The organism is Nocardia grenadensis, assembly GCF_050942415.1.
Classification (GTDB): Bacteria; Actinomycetota; Actinomycetes; order Mycobacteriales; family Mycobacteriaceae; genus Nocardia; species Nocardia grenadensis.
In genome coordinates this window covers 6,313,103-6,332,809 of record NZ_CP192054.1, presented here as the reverse complement: position 1 = coordinate 6,332,809, position 19,707 = coordinate 6,313,103, and the positions used below count along the sequence as shown (strand labels likewise).

The 19,707-nt window shown below is 67.4% G+C and carries 17 protein-coding genes; 9 read left to right on the top strand and 8 right to left on the bottom strand.

The annotated features are described in order from the left end of the window. Positions 1–240: 240 nt before the first annotated feature. From ACQPYS_RS28925 to ACQPYS_RS28910, 4 genes are all read left to right on the top strand, one after another. Positions 241–894 (top strand): fasciclin domain-containing protein, encoded by a 654-nt coding sequence (locus ACQPYS_RS28925; RefSeq protein ID WP_433491348.1) that lies wholly within the window; start codon positions 241–243, stop codon positions 892–894. A 151-nt stretch (positions 895–1,045) separates the two neighbouring features. Further along, on the top strand, positions 1,046–1,705 hold the full coding sequence (gene sigK / locus ACQPYS_RS28920) for an ECF RNA polymerase sigma factor SigK (protein WP_063041993.1): 660 nt from the start codon (positions 1,046–1,048) through the stop codon (positions 1,703–1,705). Next, positions 1,698–2,546, top strand: coding sequence for an anti-sigma factor domain-containing protein (locus tag ACQPYS_RS28915; protein WP_433491347.1), 849 nt, complete (start codon positions 1,698–1,700; stop codon positions 2,544–2,546). Before sigK ends, ACQPYS_RS28915 begins: the two co-directional genes overlap by 8 nt. Before the next feature lie 216 nt (positions 2,547–2,762). Beyond that, the gene (locus tag ACQPYS_RS28910; protein WP_433491346.1) at positions 2,763–4,370 is read left to right on the top strand and encodes a molybdopterin-dependent oxidoreductase; all 1,608 of its coding nucleotides are present in this window, start codon (positions 2,763–2,765) and stop codon (positions 4,368–4,370) included. An 18-nt stretch (positions 4,371–4,388) separates the two neighbouring features. Here the strand turns inward: ACQPYS_RS28910 and ACQPYS_RS28905 are convergent, their stop codons facing one another. Further along, on the bottom strand, positions 4,389–6,269 hold the full coding sequence (locus ACQPYS_RS28905) for an ABC transporter ATP-binding protein (RefSeq protein ID WP_433491345.1): 1,881 nt from the start codon (positions 6,267–6,269) through the stop codon (positions 4,389–4,391). A 75-nt stretch (positions 6,270–6,344) separates the two neighbouring features. Then, positions 6,345–7,457 carry a DNA polymerase IV gene (locus ACQPYS_RS28900; protein WP_433491344.1) on the bottom strand — a complete coding sequence of 371 codons (1,113 nt, stop codon included), beginning with the start codon at positions 7,455–7,457 and terminating at the stop codon, positions 6,345–6,347. A gap of 736 nt (positions 7,458–8,193) precedes the next feature. On the opposite strand from ACQPYS_RS28900, the gene ACQPYS_RS28895 reads away from it, so the two are divergent. The 3 genes from ACQPYS_RS28895 to ACQPYS_RS28885 all read left to right on the top strand — a co-directional run bounded on the left by ACQPYS_RS28895 (position 8,194) and on the right by ACQPYS_RS28885 (position 12,547). Then, the gene (locus ACQPYS_RS28895; protein WP_433491343.1) at positions 8,194–8,454 is read left to right on the top strand and encodes a hypothetical protein; all 261 of its coding nucleotides are present in this window, start codon (positions 8,194–8,196) and stop codon (positions 8,452–8,454) included. A gap of 62 nt (positions 8,455–8,516) precedes the next feature. Further along, entirely contained in the window at positions 8,517–11,324 is a 2,808-nt protein-coding gene (locus ACQPYS_RS28890) for an FAD-binding and (Fe-S)-binding domain-containing protein (RefSeq protein ID WP_433491342.1), read from the top strand. 275 nt (positions 11,325–11,599) lie between these two features. Then, entirely contained in the window at positions 11,600–12,547 is a 948-nt protein-coding gene (locus ACQPYS_RS28885; protein ID WP_433491341.1) for a DNA-3-methyladenine glycosylase family protein, read from the top strand. Positions 12,548–12,648: 101 nt separating this feature from the next. Here ACQPYS_RS28885 and ACQPYS_RS28880 read toward each other — a convergent pair whose 3' ends face one another. Beyond that, a complete protein-coding gene (locus ACQPYS_RS28880) occupies positions 12,649–12,849 on the bottom strand; it encodes a hypothetical protein (protein WP_063041979.1) in 201 nt (66 codons plus the stop codon). 279 nt (positions 12,850–13,128) lie between these two features. On the opposite strand from ACQPYS_RS28880, the gene ACQPYS_RS28875 reads away from it, so the two are divergent. Both ACQPYS_RS28875 and ACQPYS_RS28870 read left to right on the top strand, forming a co-directional pair. After that, positions 13,129–13,365, top strand: a complete 237-nt coding sequence (locus ACQPYS_RS28875; protein ID WP_431941599.1) for a DUF397 domain-containing protein — start codon at positions 13,129–13,131, stop codon at positions 13,363–13,365. Between the two features lie 75 nt (positions 13,366–13,440). Next, positions 13,441–13,638 carry a hypothetical protein gene (locus tag ACQPYS_RS28870; RefSeq protein WP_030524513.1) on the top strand — a complete coding sequence of 66 codons (198 nt, stop codon included), beginning with the start codon at positions 13,441–13,443 and terminating at the stop codon, positions 13,636–13,638. A gap of 18 nt (positions 13,639–13,656) precedes the next feature. On the opposite strand, the gene ACQPYS_RS28865 is transcribed toward ACQPYS_RS28870, so the two are convergent. The 5 genes from ACQPYS_RS28865 to ACQPYS_RS28845 all read right to left on the bottom strand — a co-directional run bounded on the left by ACQPYS_RS28865 (position 13,657) and on the right by ACQPYS_RS28845 (position 19,478). Next, positions 13,657–14,403 carry a succinate dehydrogenase/fumarate reductase iron-sulfur subunit gene (locus ACQPYS_RS28865; RefSeq protein WP_063041975.1) on the bottom strand — a complete coding sequence of 249 codons (747 nt, stop codon included), beginning with the start codon at positions 14,401–14,403 and terminating at the stop codon, positions 13,657–13,659. A gap of 4 nt (positions 14,404–14,407) precedes the next feature. Next, positions 14,408–16,378, bottom strand: a complete 1,971-nt coding sequence (locus ACQPYS_RS28860; protein WP_063041973.1) for a fumarate reductase/succinate dehydrogenase flavoprotein subunit — start codon at positions 16,376–16,378, stop codon at positions 14,408–14,410. Between the two features lie 15 nt (positions 16,379–16,393). Next, positions 16,394–17,227: a hypothetical protein gene (locus ACQPYS_RS28855; protein ID WP_431941600.1), complete on the bottom strand. Its 834-nt coding sequence runs from the start codon at positions 17,225–17,227 to the stop codon at positions 16,394–16,396. A 287-nt stretch (positions 17,228–17,514) separates the two neighbouring features. Continuing rightward, a complete protein-coding gene (locus ACQPYS_RS28850; RefSeq protein WP_063041969.1) occupies positions 17,515–17,805 on the bottom strand; it encodes a hypothetical protein in 291 nt (96 codons plus the stop codon). A gap of 485 nt (positions 17,806–18,290) precedes the next feature. Next, complete coding sequence (locus tag ACQPYS_RS28845) at positions 18,291–19,478, bottom strand: ATP-binding protein (RefSeq protein WP_063041967.1); 1,188 nt, start codon at positions 19,476–19,478, stop codon at positions 18,291–18,293. Positions 19,479–19,707 lie beyond the last annotated feature (229 nt).

Sequence of the window (19,707 nt, the reverse complement as noted above, 5' to 3'; positions counted from 1 at the left end):
ATTCGCGCGATGAGGATCTGGTCGACATGGGCGAGTGCCCAGTCGCCGAGAGCGTTGGTGAGTTCAGCGATCTGGGTGCCGAGTGTTTCGGCGAATGCTACGGCTACCCCATGTAGTAGCGGTATCTTTCGGCCGAATCCGGTCAGGTCCCATCCGCGACGCCGTGCCACCCGAATTCCGTCTTGCAATGTTCACGGTGCACCCGCTCGCGGGTCGTCCTGGCCGAAAGTGATGGAATCCATGAAGAGCATGCAACGCGTTGTGCTTGCGGCGGCTATCGTCTCGACCGCCGCCCTGCTGGGATCGACGGCCTGTTCCACCGACGCAGCCAGTGACTCCGTCGGGTCGGCCACGAGTAGCCCGATGGCGAAGTCCGCGTCCCCGGCCTCGGACGATCCGGCCGCCGGCCTCGTTGGTCCCGGTTGCGCGGACTACGCGGCCCAGGTGCCCAGTGGCGCGGGTTCGGTCGGCGGTATGGCCCAGGATCCGGTCGCGGTGGCGGCCTCGAACAACCCGATGCTGAAGACTCTGGTCCAGGCGGTGTCCGGCAAGATCAATCCGCAGGTGAACCTGGTCGATACACTCAACGGCGGCGAATTCACCGTCTTCGCCCCGATCGATTCGGCCTTCGCCGAAATCGATCCGGCGACACTCGACAGTTTGAAGACCGACTCCGCCACACTGACGGAGATCCTCACCTACCACGTCGTGCCCGACCGGATCGTGCCCGCCGATATCGCCGGTGAACACGCCACGGTGCAGGGCGCGCCTGTCGAGGTCACCCGGGACGGCGAGACCATCGAGGTCGGTGACGCCACGGTGATCTGCGGCGGAGTGCAGACAGCGAACGCCACGGTGTACATGATCGACAAGGTCCTCATGCCACCGGCCTGACAGTTCTGGGTGCGTATGCGGGCCGGCTACACGAGACTGTCGGCATGATGCATTGCGTTCGCTACGGTGATCTGGACAACAATCCGGGACTCGGACCCGTCCCGGCCGGGTCCCCCGGCGAACGCCTTGCCATGCAGTCGAGGGCACGATCATGACGAAGGGGCCGGGGTCCGGCCCGATCCGGTTGGCCGATGCCGGCGCCGAGGACGGGGCGTCCTGCCCGGTTCGTCCCGACGGACACGAGGACCACGCGACGCAACGACGGCTCGCCGACCTGCTGTTCGCGGCAGGCGACGGTGATCGGGAAGCGTTCACCCGGTTCTACCGGGAGACCAGCCCGCGCGTGTTCGGGCTGGCGCGGCGGATCCTACGCAGCCCGGCGGCCGCCGAGGAAGCCACCCAGGAGGTTTACCTCCAGGTTTGGTCCGCGGCGGCACGTTACGACCCGTCCCGGTCGAGTGCCATCGGCTGGCTGATGATGATCACCCACCGGCGCGCTGTGGACCGGGTGCGGGCCGAGGAGTCGGCTACCGGCAGAGAAATCGTCTACGGCCACACCCACCTGGGGCGCGATCACGATATTGTCTCCGAAACGGTGGATCAGCGGCTCGACGAGCAGGCGGTCCGCGACTGTCTCGAGGTACTGACCTTCACCCAGCGTGAGGCTGTCGCCCTCGCCTACTACAGCGGGCGCACCTATCGCGAGGTGGCCGACCACCTCGAATCTCCGCTGCCCACGATCAAGAGCCGCATCCGCGACGGTCTGAAGCGGCTCCAGAATTGCCTAGCAGGGGTTGTTTCCGATGCCTGATACCTCACCACCCGATTCGCCGGAGAATGGCGGCGACCTACTGGATCTGGCGTTCCCTTATGCCCTCGACGCGGTGGATACCGCTGAGGGCGGGGAAATCGAGGAGCGGATGGACGCCGCCGATCCCGCGACCGTACGCGCTTTCCAGGACACCGTCCGAGAGGTGCGGGAAGCCATGGCGGCGCTCTCGGTTCTCGATGCCCAAGCCCCCCCGGCCCGCGTCGAGGCCCGGATTCTCGCGTCCCTCGAGCAGGCGCCGGGCGCTCGGTCCGCGGTGCGGTGGCCGCTGCGGTCCGGAGCAACGCCCGACGACGCCGGCGGTCCGCAAGCCGATCCACCGGTTCCCGGCACCGACGAGCTGGCGCGCGCCCGCGAGCGTAGCCGGGCGTCTTCGCGCCGGTGGACGCTGATAGGCGCAGCGGCCGCGGTGGTGGTCGCCGTCGGTATCGCGGTAGGGGCGGGTGTGGTCACCCAGCGCGGGTCCGAACCGTCCGGGACCGTGACCGCGCAGGAGGTGCTGGCCCAGCCCGACGCCCGGACCGCCAGCGCCGCGATCGGGTCCGACGGCATTCTCACCGTCCACGTATCCGCCGCGCTGGGGGCGGCCACTGTCTCCTTCGATGCGACTCCCGCGCCGCCGCCCGGCAGCGATTATCAGTTGTGGCTCATCGATGCGAAGGGGACACCGCGATCGGCCGGTGTGCTGACCGATCTCCCGGGTGCGAACGATCCGTACGTCACCGAATTCACCGATTCGGACCAGCTCGCGATCACGTTGGAGCCCGACGGCGGATCGCCCACGCCCACCGGCGATCCGTTGGCCGCTGTGGCGCTCGGCTGAGTCCGCGGGTCCGGGTGCACCCACGTGAGGGTTCTCGCCGGGGCGTGGACGACACCCTGCTCCGGCGCGCCCTCGCAGAGCGATATCGACCTGTTCGGTGCCGCCGTGCGGCGAGGTCTTCCCTGCCGCGGTCGTGAGTGGCACCATCCGCGAAGGGCCACGTGACGAATTCCCAGCTCCGGCGCGCTTCGCGCCGACGGAAGAACGGGGACGCCGATGCAGGATACGACGAGTTCGACCGATTTCCCGGGGCCGGATCGGCAGAATCGGCGGACCATCGGGTGGTTCGCGGCGGGCTCGAGCGGCCTGCTGGCCGCCGCTGTGGTGCTCGGAGTGGGGGAGCTGGTCGCGGCCCTGATCGCACCCGAGGCCTCGCCCTTCCTGGCCACCGGGGCCACCGTGGTCGACCACACCCCGCAGGTGTTGCGGGAATTCGCGATCGAACAGTTCGGTACGCGCGACAAGCTCGTGTTGTTCCTCGGTATGGGTGCGGCCATGGTGGTGCTCGCCGTGGTGGCTGGATTGCTGGAACGGCGTCGGCCCTATGGCAGTGTGCTGCTGGCCGGGCTGGCAGTGGCCGTCGGTATCGCTGTGTTGCAGCGACCGAACGCGACGGCGGCGTTCGCCGTGCCGATACTGCTCGGTGCTGTCGCCGGGGTCCTCACCTTGCGAATCCTGATCACCCGGGCACCGCGCCGCGCGGCGCCGGAGGACGAATCCACCGGTGCGGCCGCCGCGGGCGGGGATACTGCCGACGCCTCGCGGCGACGGTTCCTCGGGTGGGCCGCCGGGGCCGTGGTGCTTGCCGCCGGATCCGCCGCCGCCGGGCGGTGGGTCGGCGAACGTGCCCGCGCGGTGACCGCGGATCTGCGGCGGTTCGTGGTGCCGCGTCCGCAGGTGGCGGCCGCGCCCATACCGGCGGGGACCGACCCGCCGGTCCCGGGGCTCACGGCGTTCCGCACTCCCGACGAAACCTTCTACCGGATCGATACCGCTCTGCGGATACCCGCGTTGACCAGCGACGACTGGCAGCTGCGCATCCACGGCATGGTGGACCGTGAGATACAGCTCACCATGGACGAGCTGCTGCGGCGCCCCGCCGTGGAGAAAATGATCACCCTGACCTGCGTGTCCAACGAGGTCGGTGGTGACCTCGTCGGCAACGCGAGCTGGATCGGATACCCACTCGCCGACCTCCTCGCCGAGGCCGGGCCCCGACCGGACGCGGATATGGTGCTGTCCACCAGCGTCGACGGTTTCACCGCCGGTACCCCGCTCGCGGCGCTCACCGATGGTCGCGACGCCCTGCTCGCGGTGGGTATGAACGGTGCACCGCTGCCGGTCGAGCACGGTTACCCGGCCCGGATGGTGGTCCCCGGTCTCTACGGATACGTCAGCGCCACGAAATGGGTGGTCGATCTCGAGGTCACCCGATTCGATCGCGCCCAGGCCTACTGGACCCGGCGCGGCTGGTCGGCGTTCGGCCCGATCAAAACCGCTTCCCGTATCGATGTTCCGGCGGCCTTCGGTCGGGTCGCTCCGGGACCGGTGACGGTGGCCGGGGTGGCCTGGGCTCAGCATCGCGGAATCGCGGCGGTGGAGGTCCAGGTCGACGACGGCCCCTGGCAGGCGGCCGATCTGGCACCGGAGTACTCACTGGACACCTGGCGGCAGTGGACCTGGCGGTGGGACGCGCCACCCGGTTCGCACACGCTGCGAGTACGGGCCACCGACGGGGCGGGGCAGGTGCAGACAGAGCAGCGCGCCGACCCGGTCCCGGATGGCGCCACAGGTTGGCACAGCCGGACGGTCACCGTCGGGTGACGGTGACCGTCCGGCCCGTTATGCGGCCGCCGGCACCGGTTCTTGCGCGAACTGGGTCCGGTACAGCTCGGCGTAGCGTCCGCCCGCGGCGAGCAGTTCGGTATGCGATCCACGTTCCACGATATGACCGGATTCGACCACCAGGATCTGATCGGCAGCCCGCACGGTGGAGAGCCGGTGGGCGATCACCAGGGCGGTACGCCCCTGGAGCGCTTCGGTGAGCGCCGCCTGCACCGCGGCCTCGGAGGTCGAGTCGAGGGAGGCGGTCGCCTCGTCCAGGACCACCACCCGCGGCTGTTTGAGCAGCAGCCGGGCAATGGTGAGACGCTGGCGCTCACCGCCGGAGAGGCGATAGCCGCGTTCCCCGACCACCGTGTCCAGCCCGTCGGGCAGGCTCGCGATCAGATCGCGCAGGCGGGCCCGCTCCAGCGCGTCCCACAACTGTTCCTCGTCGGCCTCCGGGGCGGCCAGCAGCAGGTTGGCCCGGATGGTGTCGTGGAACAGATGGCCGTCCTGGGTGACCAGGCCGACGGTTTCCTGGATCGACTCCGTGGTGAGTTCGCGGATATCGGTGCCGCCCAGCCGGACCGCGCCGGAATCGACGTCGTAGAGCCGGGAGACCAGTTGCGCGATGGTCGATTTGCCGGCGCCGGAGGAGCCGACCAGGGCGATCAGCTGCCCGGGTTCCGCGCGCAGTGACACCCCGTGCAGCACTTCCTCACCGCCGCGGGTGTCCAAGGTCGCGACCTCTTCCAGCGAGGCCAGCGAGACCTTGTCGGCGGCAGGGTATCCGAACCGCACTTCGTCGAGTTCCACCGCGACGGGGCCGGCGGGGACCGGCCGCGCGCCGGGCGCGTCCTCGATCAGTGGTTTCAGATCGAGGACCTCGAAGACCCGCTCGAAACTGACCAGCGCGGACATGATCTCCATCCGGGCACTGGCCAGCGCGGTCAGCGGCGAGTACAGCCGGGTGAGCAGGAGTGACAGGGCCACCACGGCACCCGCGTCCAACTGCCCGCGCAGCGCGTACCAGCCGCCGAGACCGTAGACCAGCGCGACGGCCAGCGCCGAGACCAGCGTCAACGCCGTGACGAAAACGGTCTGCAGCATGGCGGTGCGCACGCCGATATCGCGGACCCGCCGTGCCCGTAGCGCGAACTCGGCCGATTCCTGCGCGGGACGGCCGAAGAGTTTCACCAAGGTCGCGCCCGGCGCGGAGAAACGCTCGGTCATCTGCGTGCTCATCGCCGCGTTCAAGCCCGCTGCCTCACGCTGGATATCGGCCAGCCGGTCGCCCATTCGCCGGGCCGGAATCACGAAAACCGGCAGCAGGAGCAGCGCGAGCAAGGTGATCTGCCAGGACAATTGGAGCATCACCACCAGGGTGAGCGCCACGGTGACGATATTGGCGACCACGCCCGAGAGGGTATCGCTGAACGCGCGCTGCGCCCCGATCACATCGTTGTTCAACCGGCTCACCAGGGCGCCGGTCCGGGTCCGGGTGAAGAAGGCGATCGGCATCCGCTGGACGTGGTCGAAGACCGCGGTCCGCAGGTCGAGGATCAGGCCTTCCCCGATTCGCGCCGACAACCACCGGATGGCCAGGCCGAGACCGGCATCGAAGACGGCCAGCGCGGCGATGGCCAGTGCCAGCAGCATCACCGTCCGCGGTGGCGACCCCGCGAAGATATCGTCGACCACCCGGCCCGCGAGCAGCGGCGTGGCGACCACCAGTACCGCCGCGGCCACGCTGAGGGCGAGAAAGGCGATCAGCCGCCGCCTATGCGGCCGAGCGAAGCGCAGGATGCGCCGGGCCGTGGCGAGATTGAACGACCGTGTGTCCTCGGGCGCGTGCATACGCCGGTACATCTGGTCCCAGGCCACCGATTCCATGCTCATCTGAGAATGTCCTTCCGCTCCGGAGCACGATTGAACTCCGGTGCACCGACACTAAAAGCTGAACCATTGTTCAGGTCAAGCATCGGGTGCCTGGGAACCACCGGTCCCGGGCGCCTGCGCGACCGGGGCGAGTTCGAGACGGACACCGAGCAACCGGATCGGACGATCCAGTGGAAAGCGGTCCAGCACCCGCAGTGCCGTATCGACGATCGTGGGAATATCGGTGGTCGGCTCCGGAAATTTGGACTGCTTGCTCCGGGTGTAGAAGGTGCTGGTGCGCACGGTGACCGAGACCCGGGTGGCCGTCCGGCCCGCCTCGACGATCTCCGCCGCGACCTCCGCCGCCAACCGGGCCGCCTGCGCGCCGATCTCGGCCGGATCGCCGAGATCCCGCGGGAAGGTCTGCGATCGGCTGCGCCCCACCGCCGGTGGCGGTTTCGTCACCACCTCGGTATCACCGGCACCGCGACTCATCACCCACAGCGCGGGACCGTTCGCCGGACCGAACTCGGCCGCGAGCCGGGCCCGGTCGGCGGCCATCAGCTCCCCGACGGTATGGATATTTAGTGCGGCCAGCCGGGCCGCGATCCGGTTACCGATCCCCCAGAGCGCGTTCGTCGGACGATGGGCCATCACCTCCGACCAGTTGGCGGCGGTGAGCCGGAACATGCCGTCGTGCGCTCCCGGATGGTCGGCCGCGGCCACCCCGGGCTTCCCGACGGATTTCGCGAAACCGGTGGCCAGTTTCGCGGTGAGCTTGTTGTCGCCGATGCCGATCGCGCAGGTGAGATCCAGTTCTGCCACCGCGGCCCGGATCGCCCGAGCGTATTCTTCGGGATCCTCGGTATCCACCGCCAGGAATGCCTCGTCCCACCCCCAGACCTCGACCTGATCGGTGAACGCGCGCAGCCGCGCCATGACCTCCTCGGACGCTTCCTCGTAACAGGGGACGTCCAAGGGCAGGAAGACCGCCTCCGGGCATTTTCGCGCCGCCGACCGCAACGCCATACCCGCCCGCACCCCGTAGCCGCGCGCCGGATACGACGCACAGGTCACCACCTTGCGGGGCTCGTCCGGGTCGCCGTTTCCCCCCACGATCACCGGCCGCCCGCGTAGTTCGGGATGCCGCCGGTACTCCACCGCGGCCTGGAACTGGTCGAGGTCGACGTGCAACAGCCATCTGGCCACGACACCGTCTTACTCCTAGCGGGTGACAAGGAGCGGGATTTCGGGGCCGGCGCACCGGCGCCGGCCGGCCTGTGGGCCAGAGACGAAAAGTCATACTCGGCGGCCGACGGGCCACATATCACCATGGCACCGCGCGACCAGTCGCCTTCCTTCGAGCTGCGTGACAGTTCGGGAGCGCGGGTCCACCTACCGGGCTACCCCGACCGGCAGGTGGACCCGCTATCCCGGAAGGCCATAAATCAGGTATGTCCGTGGTCGGGTTACACGTTCAGATCACGACTCGCGGTTGCTTTCTCGACGGTGAATTCGAAATCGCACCAGTAAATCTCTTTAATTGCCGGAGCATCACTGTCGAACGACACGGAATGCCGCATTCTATCGCTTCTGAATATGCTCAGGTAGTAAACGTCGTCGGTCTCGTCCTTGAAGGCGAGGCAGAGGGACCCGGAACCGAAACCGTGGGGCCCCTCGGCATCCACATATATCGTGTATCGGTAATACACGGATGAGGCCGACTCGGTCAACGAAATTCCGTAAACCTTGGCATTTTTGTTGCCGACGATGCAGGTGCTGAGGTTCGAGTTGCCGTTCAGGCGGACTTCCTGATCGCGTTAAAGATGGGACTGCGACGTCACCACCTTCGGATGGCGCTTGTCTTTACTTTCCCCGCAGGGGCCGTGGAATTCTGCGTAGTCACTCATTTCCGTTCCCTTCTTCTCGATCTGGATCGGGCGGTGTGGAGGCAGGAAAAATAGAACGCAGAAAGATTTCGGTGATGCCGGCAACCAGTTGGAATATCCCGAAGGTCGAAATGGAGAAACAAGGGGATAATGTCCTTCCAAGGCAGGAACCCACCGGCAACGGGCCGGTGCCCAGAGAAACCGTCTACCACCCCGCTTCGGAACCGAAAACCCGCTTTTCGAACTGGGAATATCGCCCGAACGGTGCACCTGTGCGTGGAATGCGCACGCCCGGATCGGATCGCTATCCGCAGTAACTGCTCAGCGCGACCTCGTCGATGTTTCCGGACCCCCTTGCCGGCTGGCTACTCTGGGTCCTGTGACCGACCACGACGCACGACGGGACACACTCGCACGGCAGCTGAGTGCGCGGATCGGTGCCGCGGCGGTGGACATCTCACACCGACGGCGCGTCGAGTACTCGTCGGACGCCTCGAACTACCGCGTACTGCCCGCGGCGGTGGTCTTCCCCCGGTCCGACGACGACGTGGCGGCCGTACTGGAGGTCGCGCGGAGCGCGGGCACAGCCGTGACCCCGCGGGGCGGCGGCACCTCGGTCGCGGGCAATGCGGTCGGTCCTGGCATCGTCCTCGATTTCAGCAGGCATATGACCGGTATCGCGGAGATCGATCCGGATCGGCGGACCGCCCGGGTGCAGCCGGGCGTGGTGCTGTCGGAGTTGCAGCGCCGGGCCCGCGAATACGGGCTGCGCTTCGGGCCGGATCCGTCCACCCAGAACCGCTGCACCCTCGGCGGCATGATCGGCAACAACGCCTGCGGTCCGCACGCCATCGCGTGGGGCCGCACCGCCGACCGGGTCCGGGAGCTGCGGATCATCGACGGTACCGGCGCGTCCCGCCACCTCGCCGACTCGCTGGACGCGGTTCCCGGGCTCCCGGAGTTCACCGCGAAATCCCTCGCTGTACTGCGCACCGACCTGGGCCGGTTCGACCGGCAGGCATCCGGCTACGGGCTCGAACATCTGCTGCCGGAACGCGGCGGTTCGGTGGCCGCTTCGTTCGTCGGCGCCGAAGGCACCTGCGGTGTGCTACTCGAAGCCGAGGTGGAACTGGTGCCGATCCCGGCGGCGACCCTGCTGGTCGTGCTCGGGTACCCGGATCTGGCGACCGCCGCCGACGATATCGCCGCGGTGGTCTCGGTCGCGCCGGTGGCGGTCGAGGGTATCGATGCCCGGCTGATCGAGATGGTGCGCGCACACGGCCGGCGGGTCCCCGATCTGCCGCGTGGCACCGGCTGGCTGTTCGTGGAACTGGCGGGGGAGGACGCGGCCGCCACCCACGCCGCGGCCCGCCGATTGTGCCGGGCGGCGGGTGCGCTGGACAGCCGGATCATCGAAGACCCCGGCGCCGCGGCGGCGCTGTGGCGGATCCGGGCCGACGGCGCCGGTCTGGCCGGACGCACCCGCGACGGTGAGCCCGCCTGGCCGGGCTGGGAGGACGCGGCGGTCCCGCCCGCCCGGCTCGGTGCCTACCTGCGCGATTTCGATGAGCTGACCCGGGAGCACAAGGTCGACGGAATGCTCTACGGGCATATCGGCGACGGCTGTATCCATGTGCGGCTGGACCTGCCCATCGCCACCGCGCCGGAACGCTTCCGGGCCTTCCTGACCGACGCGGCGCATCTGGTGGTAGGCCACGGTGGTTCGTTGAGCGGGGAGCACGGCGACGGCCGGGCCCGGTCGGAACTGCTGGAGATCATGTACTCACCCGAGGTCCGCGCGGTCTTCGCCGGTTACAAGGCGCTGTTCGATCCCGCGAACCTCCTCAACCCGGGTGTGCTGGTGCAGCCGCGCCCGCTCGATGCCGACCTGCGGCTGGCGGGTCTGCCACCGCTGCCGCGCGCGGGCGGCTTCGCCTTCGCCGATGACGCCGGGGACCTGGCCACCGCGGTGCACCGTTGTGTCGGGGTGGGCAAATGCCGGGCCGATACCCGCGGCACGGGTGGTTTCATGTGCCCCTCCTATCTGGCGACGGCCGACGAGAAGGACACCACCCGCGGCCGGGCCCGGGTATTGCAGGAGGTGGTCCGGGGGGAACTGGACTGGTCCGCGCCCGAGGTGGCCGAATCGCTGGACCTGTGCCTGTCCTGTCGCGCCTGCGGAACGGACTGCCCGGCGGGCGTCGATATGGCGACCTACAAGTCCGAAACCCTCTACCGCCGCTACCGCGGTCGGCTGCGCCCCCGCGACCACTACACGCTGGGTATGCTCCCGCGCTGGCTGGCCGCCGCCACCCGGGCGCCGCGGCTGGTCAACGCGCTGGCCGGGATCGGGCCGCTGCGCCGGCTCGGGATGCGGGCCGCCGGGATGGATCCACGCCGGGAGGTGCCGGAGCTCGCACCGCGGTCCTTCCGGCGCAGCCGGCGCCGGGAGGCGGCGAAGCAGCGGGTGGCGAAGCCGGACGCGACCACCGTGATGCTGTGGATCGACACTTTCACCAATGCCTTCGATCCGGATATCGCGGTGGCGGCGATGCGCCTGCTCGATACGCTCGGCTACCGAGTGGTGGTGCCACATCGGCCGGTGTGCTGTGGACTGACCTGGATCAGCACCGGGCAGCTGGACGGCGCCCGGGCGCGGCTGCGTGCCACGCTCGACGCCCTCGACGACCATGTGCGGGCCGGTGGGACGGTGATCGGCCTCGAACCCTCCTGCACCGCGGTGTTACGGGCCGATCTGCCGGAGCTACTGCCCGAGGACCCGCGTTCTCGGCCGGTGGCGGCCGCGGTACGCACGCTCGCCGAGTTCCTCACCGCGCAACCGGACTGGCGTCCACCCCGGCTCCCCGGCCGCACGATGGTCGTCCAGCCGCATTGTCACCACCATTCGGTGCTCGGCTTCGACGCAGATCGCCAGGTATTTGCCCAGATGGGGGTAAATGTGACAGAGATCGCAGGATGTTGCGGCTTGGCGGGTAATTTCGGAATGCAGAAAGGGCATTACGAGATATCGGCGGCGGTGGCAGGCAACGGAATACTGCCAGCAATCGAGAGCGCCGGGCCGGATGCCGTGGTGGTCGCCGACGGATTCTCCTGCCGGACCCAGGCCGCCCAGCTCACCGCCCGCCGCGGACGACATCTGGCACAGATCCTGCTGGGAGACAATTGATTCCGGGTGAGCTGCGGGTTCCTGGTTATCGAACAGCGGCCGACCTCGAATGGGCGGCCGCTGTTGGTAAGAGCTCAACTCCCGAATGGGAGGGTCTCGGGTGGAATCTGGTAGCCGGAGCTACCGGCGAAAACCGAACCCCAGAGATCGAGTAACCAATTGAGCGCTTCGGTGATCATAGGAACCTCCAGTCACGGCAGAAACCGCATATTTGCTCAACTGCGTCTTCATCGCCGGGCGATCGTACGGCGTTACTCCGGGCAGCGCACAATGGCATGGTGCCTGTCCGAGCAGCCGGATCCACCGATGATGCGTGGGTGACGCGGACCCTGTCCGCCGACGCCCCGGTCCACCTCGCCCATACCCTCGCGCCGTTGCGCCGCGGGCCCGGCGACCCCTGTCACCAGATCACCCCGGACGGGGCACATTGGCACACCTCGCGCATGGCGACCGGGCCGGTCACCTACCGGCTGGTCCAGGACGATCCGCTGACCGTCACCGCGGACGCGTGGGGCGTGGGCGCCGCGGAGTTCCTGGACGAGCTCGATCGCATGCTGTGCCTGGACCAGCGGGTCGACGATTTCGTACCGATCCACCCCACGGTGGCGGCCGCGCACCAGCGGTATCCCGGGCTGCGGATGCTGCGCACCGGCCGGGTGCTCGAAGCGCTGATCCCGGCGATCCTGGAACAGAAGGTGACGATCGTCTCCGCCCATGCCGCGTGGCGCCGCCTGGTGCACCTGTTCGGCAGTCCGCCGCCCGGCCCGGCCCCGGCGGGGATGCTGGTACCGCCGGACGCGGCGGCCTGGAGCCGTATTCCCTCATGGAGCTTCCACGGGGCCAATGTCGGGCCGCAGCGCAGCCGGACCATCGTACGGGTGGCCCGTCTCGCCGATTCCCTGGAGCGGATGACCACGCTGCCCCCGGCCGAGGCCGCGCGCCGGCTCCGGACGATCCCCGGGATCGGGGAATGGACCGCCGCGGAGACAGCGCAGCGCGCTTTCGGCGACGCCGACGCGCTGTCGGTGGGTGATTACCATCTGGCGTCGATAGTCGGCTGGACCCTGCTCGGTCGCGATATGGATGACGCCGAGATGGTCGACTACCTCGAACCGGTACGTCCGCATCGCTATCGCACCATCCGTCTGCTCGAGATCAGTGGGCAGGCTCGTAAGCCACGGTTCGGCCCGCGCGCCGCGGTGACCGATCACCGCTGGCACTGACCGGTAGGGGCGTTCGCGGTCCGGAGGATCCGAGGTTCCGGCTTCGCCGAACCTGTCGGGTCCGGCCGGTGAGCGGCCGGTACGGCGGTGGAACCCGCTCGCTATTGGAGGGCGCGGTTGTCCAGTACGCAGCGGCCCGATTCCACCAGGGTGGCCCGGGCGCGCCGACGGACCCGGCACTCGTCGACGGTGCAGTCCAGATGCAGTTGCATCGCCGAATGGGCTTGTTCGGGGGTCATCACGCCGGGATCGTCACCGCAGGCGAGCAGGGTGGGGATCGGGGCGTCCAGATTCAACCGCATCACACGACCTCCTTCTGAACCCGCGGTCGACTCCTGTTGTCCGCGGTGGTTTTCCGGGTGTGCACATACGACCAACAGCTCACCATAGGCCGAGAAGGTCCGATAACGGGTGAGATTCGGTGATTTTACCGGTACCGATTCACGAAATTTCCTGTAGACGGGTGTAAACCCGCCTCGGCCGGTGCTGCGCGTAGCATCGCGCTACATGCTTGTGGCGCGCAGCGCCGGGACCCTCGACTCGAAACACGGCGATATCCGCGGCGGTGAAGGAGAATCTGGATGAGCATCGACAACGGTACGAGAGTGGACCTGTCCGGCGCCTGCTGGGTCAGCGGCGCGACCGGAGAAAGCGCCGCTACGCCAGGGACCCACAGCGTCGAGATCGCGATGCTCGCCGACGGTCATGTCGGAATGCGCGACGGCAAGAATCCCGACGGACCGGTGCTGGTCTTCACCCCGGGCGAGTGGGCGGCCTTCACCGCCGGCGTACGCGACGGCGAGTTCGACCGGCCATAACTACCTGTTCGCCCGGGCCGGCCTCTCCCTGATCACCGCGTTTGGGTCAAACAGGTAACGGGTAGACAACAATATGTGGACCCAGGGATCAAGAATTCCCGTCCCCGGCTCCGCAAATTCGGGCCCGGCGACGGCGTCGCGCGATTGATCGTCGGCCTGCTCTTTGCGGCATCGGCGGTGGGCGTTTTCGTACTCACCGGATCGGTGTTCTCGGCGTTGTTCGTCGGGGTGCTGGTGGGGCTGGTCGCGACCGGTGTGGTCGCGATGTTGTGAGACGGTCGTGTGGATCGGTCAGCGGCGGAAGAGCTTGTTGCCGAGCCAGACGATCGGGTCGTACTTCCGGTCGGCGACGCGCTCCTTCATCGGTATCAGCGCATTGTCTGTGATCTTGATATTCTCCGGGCACACCTCGGTGCAGCATTTGGTGATATTGCAGTAGCCGAGTCCGTGCTGCTCCTGCGCGGCATCCCGGCGATCGGCCACATCCAGCGGATGCATTTCCAGCTCCGCGATCCGCATGAGGTACCGCGGGCCGGCGAAGGCCTCTTTGTTCTCGTCGTGATCGCGCACCACATGGCAGATGTTCTGGCACAGGAAACATTCGATGCACTTGCGGAACTCCTGCGAGCGCTGCACATCCACCTGCTGCATCCGGTACTGTCCGGGCTCCAGATCCGGCGGCGGGGTGAACGAGGGGATCTCGCGAGCCTTCTTGTAGTTGTAGGAGACATCGGTCACCAGGTCGCGAACCACCGGGAACGTGCGCAGCGGTGTCACAGTGACAACATCTTCCGGCGTGAAGGTGGACATACGGGTCATACAGAGTAGCCGCGGTTTTCCGTTCACCTCGGCCGAACACGAACCGCATTTGCCCGCCTTGCAGTTCCAGCGGACCGCGAGATCGGGCGCCTGGGTCGCCTGCAGCCGGTGGATGATGTCGAGAACCACTTCGCCCTCGTTCACCGCCACCGTGAAATCCTGTAGTTCCCCACCGTCGGTATCGCCGCGCCATACGCGGAACCGGGCGTCGTAACTCATCCGCTCACGCCTCCTTGCTGTCTGATTCGCGGCCTTCGGGCGTAGTCCCGGCCGCGGCGCCGTCCACCGCGGCCGGATGGGCCGCGAGTTCGGCTGGGGTGTAGTACTTCTCCAACTCGCCGAAATCGAAGAGGGCGAGTAGTTCGTCCCGCATCGGCAGCTGATCCTGCACGGTCACCGAGATATCGGGGATGTCGGCGACTCCGGCGCCGTCGGCGGCGCAGACGAGCAGCTTGTTGCGCCACTGCGGGTCCATGCCCGGGTGGTCGTCGCGGGTGTGTCCGCCGCGGCTCTCGGTGCGCAGTAGCGCGGCTTGGGCCACGCATTGGCTGACCAGCAGCATGTTCCGCATATCTATGGCGAGATGCCAGCCCGGGTTGAACTGCCGGTGCCCCTCGATGGTGACGTGGGCGAACCGCTCGCGCAGGGCCTCCAGCTGGGAGATCGCCTCGCGGACCTCGGCTTCCTTGCGAATGATGCCCACCAGATCGTTCATGGTCTGCTGCAGATCGGTGTGCAGGGTGTACGGGTTCTCCCCGGACGCGCCCTCCGGTGGGTCGAACGGAGCCAGTGCGGACCGGGCCGCCGTCGCGATATCGGTGTCGGCCACCGCCGGCCGCTCGGCGAGCCCTTCGACGTACTCGGCCGCGCCCAACCCCGCCCGCCGACCGAAGACCAGCAGGTCGGACAGGGAGTTGCCGCCGAGCCGGTTGGACCCGTGCATACCGCCCGAACATTCCCCGGCGGCGAAGAGCCCCGGTACGTGCGCCGCGCCGGTATCCGGATCGACCTCGATCCCGCCCATCACGTAGTGACAGGTGGGCCCGACCTCCATCGGTTCCTTGGTGATGTCCACATCGGCCAGTTCCTTGAACTGGTGGTGCATCGACGGCAACCGGCGGATGATCTCCTCCGGGCCGAGTCGCGAGGCGATATCGAGGTAGACACCGCCGTGTTCGGTACCCCGGCCGGCCTTGACCTCTTCGTTGATGGCGCGGGCCACTTCGTCGCGGGGCAGCAGGTCGGGGGTGCGGCGCGCCGAATCGTTGTCGCGCAGCCACTGATCGGCCTCTTCTTCGCTCTCGGCGTACTGCCCCTTGAAGACCGCCGGAATGTAGTCGAACATGAACCGTTCGCCGTCGGTGTTCTTCAGTACGCCGCCGTCACCGCGGACGCCCTCGGTGACGAGGATTCCCTTCACGCTCGGCGGCCACACCATCCCGGTGGGATGGAACTGCAGGAACTCCATATTGATCAGCCGGGCGCCGGCCCGCAGCGCCAGGGCGTGGCCGTCACCGGTGTATTCCCAGGAGTTCGAGGTCACCTTGTAGGACTTGCCGATTCCACCCGTCGCCAGCACGACCGCGGGGGTTTCGAACAGGATGAAGCGGCCGGATTCGCGCCAGTAGCCGAAGGCGCCGCTGATCCGGTCACCGTCCTTGAGCAGTTCCGTGATGGTGCATTCGGCGAAGACCTTGATCCGTGACTCGTAGTCACCGGTCTGCGCGTAGTCCTCCTGTTGCAGCGAGACGATCTTCTGCTGCATGGTGCGGATGAGTTCGAGCCCCGTGCGGTCTCCCACATGCGCCAGCCGCGGGTAGGTGTGCCCACCGAAGTTGCGCTGGCTGATCCGGCCATCGGCGGTCCGGTCGAACAGGGCACCGTAGGTTTCCAGCTCCCAGACGCGGTCGGGGGCCTCCCGGGCGTGTAGTTCGGCCATCCGCCAGTTGTTCAGGAATTTGCCGCCGCGCATGGTGTCGCGGAAATGGGTCTCCCAGGTGTCCTTCTCATTGGCGTTGCCCATCGCCGCCGCGCAGCCGCCCTCGGCCATCACGGTATGGGCCTTGCCGAATAGCGATTTGCACACCACCGCCACCGAGAGACCGTGTTCCCGGGCTTCGATCACCGCGCGTAGTCCGGCGCCGCCGGCACCGATCACCACGACGTCGTAGGTGTGCCGCTCCACTTCGGGCATAGCCGTGCAAACTCCTCAGTCGATGATGCGAAGATCGGAAATCGTGCCGCCGGCCACCAACATCACGTAGAAGTCGGTGAGTACGAGGGTGCCCAGCGTGGTCCAGGCGAGCTGCATATGCCTGGTGTTGAGCTTGGAGACCTGTGTCCAGAACCAGTACCGCACCGGATGTGCGGAGAAGTGTTTGAGCCGTCCGCCCGCGATATGCCGGCAGGAATGGCAGGACAGGGTGTAGGCCCAGAGCAGGATCACATTGCCGGTGATGATCAGACTGCCCAGACCCAGCCCGAATCCGCCGGTTCTGCCGTGGTAGGCGAGCACCGCGTCGTAGGTGTTGATCAGCGAGATGAGCACCGCGACATAGAAGAAGTAGCGGTGCGCGTTCTGGATGATCAGGGGCAGCCGGGTCTCTCCGGTGTACTTCGCGTGCGGTTCGGCCACCGCGCAGGCCGGCGGTGAGAACCACACCGACCGGTAGTAGGCCTTGCGGTAGTAGTAGCAGGTGAGCCGGAAACCGAGCAGGAATGGCAGCACCAGGAACCCGAGCGGCAGGAACATCGGCAGGTCGCCGAACGGGGTGCCGAAATGGCTCGCCCCTTCGACGCATGAGGTGCTCAGGCAGGGGGAGTAGAACGGCGTCAGGTAGTGGTAGTCGGGTACCCAATACGCCGTGCGTACAAAGGATCTGATGGTCGCGTAGATGACGAACGCGGCCAGTCCGATCACCGTGATCAGCGGCGGTAGCCACCACCGATCCGTGCGTAGGGTCCGGGCGGTGATCCGGGCCCGGGTCCTGCTGAATACGCCTGTACCCGCTTCGGGAGCGGTCGTGGTCGTTGTGGCACTCACTGGTCGATGCCTCGCTGATCGGCGGTGCGGGTGGTCATGGGTACCTCCGCGATCGAATGTGATGCTGAGCACCATACGCCCGGCTCGCTATCGAACGAGCAGGGTCTGCGTAATCTCGATGAGCTAGAGGGTGGGTGATTTGCGCCACATTTACTGACGATCTTGCGCGGGTGAACACGTCGCAAACGAAGAAGGCCGGTCGCCTGTGCGGTGACCGGCCTTCCGAAGATCATCGGGTTGTGGCCCGATGCCCGGTGTTCAGTTATCCGGCGGTGAACTCCGGCCGATCACTGGGTGCGCGGCCGCGAGTGGAAGCCGAGGCCCTCGTCCTGGGCGCCCATCCACGCCGATTCGTCGGATTTGCTGTCCGGGACGTAGATGGGTTCCTGGCCGCGGCGGCCCGCCACCTGCGGTGGCGGGCTCTTCTCCAGTTCGTCTGCATCGATGCAGAGCCGTTCCAGGTCGTTCTCCAGCCGCCGTACGGAGCCGGCGTCCCCATAATGGGTGCGCAGCACCCCGATGGAGTGGCGGAGCTGGTTTACGGCGTATCGGAGTTCCGCGATGTCGCTACGTGTCATGGATACCTCCTGAGTTGCTGACCGGTCGCGATGTGGAACGCCGCCCGGACTGCGCCGGCCGCCCGGCGTGCTTGTGACCGACCACACAAGGTGATCTACAACACAGTACGTCAAAATCCCGATTCCGGCTCGTCCGATGATCAAGATCGGGTTTCGGTTGGGGGCCGATGTGTACAGCTCGACCGACGGTCTGTGTGGGTCTATACGGCTGTCTAGCGCTCAGGCGAGAATTGCGAACACATCGCTCCGGCGGGACTCGATGGCTGTATGAACATCTCTAGTCGAGGCACTAGAAAACGGCATAAAGATGTATTGCCGGTATGGAGGCGATGTCGCGGGAGCGTGCGCCGCTGGCCGGGTGGATGTCCGGGGTCCGCGGTTGTGTGAGCGGCCCCGGAGGCAGTGGCGGTCCGCCGACGATATCGGACTCTCTACGCCTTTCTACGAATTCCTCTAGTAATGCCAATAGATTGATGGCGTGGCTGTCAGGTGGCGACGCTGCGCAGGTAGCGCCCGAAATGCGGGACGGTGAACCCGATGGTGCCGCGCTCCGCGGAGTAGATGAGACCTTTCTTGATGAGCCCGTCGCGGGCCGGCGACAGTGATGCGGGTTTGCGGCCCAGCTCGGCGGCCACCGCCGACGTGGCGACCGGACCGTCGTCACCGGCGAGGTCGGCCATCGCGCGCATGTACTCGCGTTCGGCCGGGGTCGCCCGTTCGTACCGGGAGCCGAAGAATCCCACCGCGAGCTCCTCCTCGGCGGTCGGTGCCGCCACCTCGACATCCTCGGCGGTGATCGGACTGCCCGGCGCCTGATCCCAGGTCGCCTTGCCGTAGGCTTGCACGAAATACGGATACCCGTCGGCCTTGCGATAGAGCGCGGTGAGCGCCTCGTCGGAGAACTTCACGTCCTCGCGCTCGGCCGGCGCGATCAGCGCACGGTCGGCCGCCGCCCGGTCCAGCCGGTCGATGCGGTGATAGCCGAACAGTCGTTCGGAATAGCTCTTGGACGCCGACAGGACCGCCGGCAGATGCGGCAGACCCGCCCCCACCACGATCAACGGCGCCGTGTCCTGGCTGAGTTCGTGGCAGGCGCCGCAGATGGCCGAGATATCGGCCGGGCCCAGATCTTGCATCTCGTCGATGAAGACGGCGATACCCGCGCCGACGTCCTGGGCCAGCGCCGCGGCCTCCATCAACAGTTCCACGAGGTCGATCTCGATATCGCCGGAGTCGGCGCGGCCGGTCACGGCCGGTACGTCGATACCCGGTTGCCATCGCTCCCGCATGCCCTTGTCCGCGGACGCGCGCAACGCGAACGCTTTGAGGATGCCCAGGAAATCGTCGATACGTTCCTGGTTGTGGTGCGTTTTGGCGATGGCTCGCGCGGCCGTGTGCAGAGCCGAGGACAGCGGCCGGCGCAACTCCTGGTCCGGGCGGGCTTCTATCTTGCCGGTGCCCCACCCCCGGGAAACCGCGGCCGAACGCAACTGGTTGAGCAGTACTGTCTTCCCCACCCCGCGCAGCCCGGTGAGCATCACGCTGCGCTCCGGACGACCCCGGGCGATCCGTTCGAGGACGATATCGAACGCGTCGAGCTGTTTGCCGCGCCCGGCGAGTTCCGGTGGACGCTGGCCGGCGCCGGGCGCATACGGGTTCCGCACGGGATCCATACCCTCACACCGTAGCGAACCGATCGGAAAATCTGTCCGTATCTATGCCGGGTTCTGGAGAGGCTTAGTGGGCCTTCGGAGCCTTGCGCGCCACCGCGCCGTGACACCGGCCGGGATCGGCGGGACACGCCCGGACGAGACCTCCGCGTGACCTGTTACCGGGTCGAAAAACGCTGGCGCGCCTGCACTTTGCAGGTGTACTCCCTGTTGGCGCGAAAAGGACACCCGT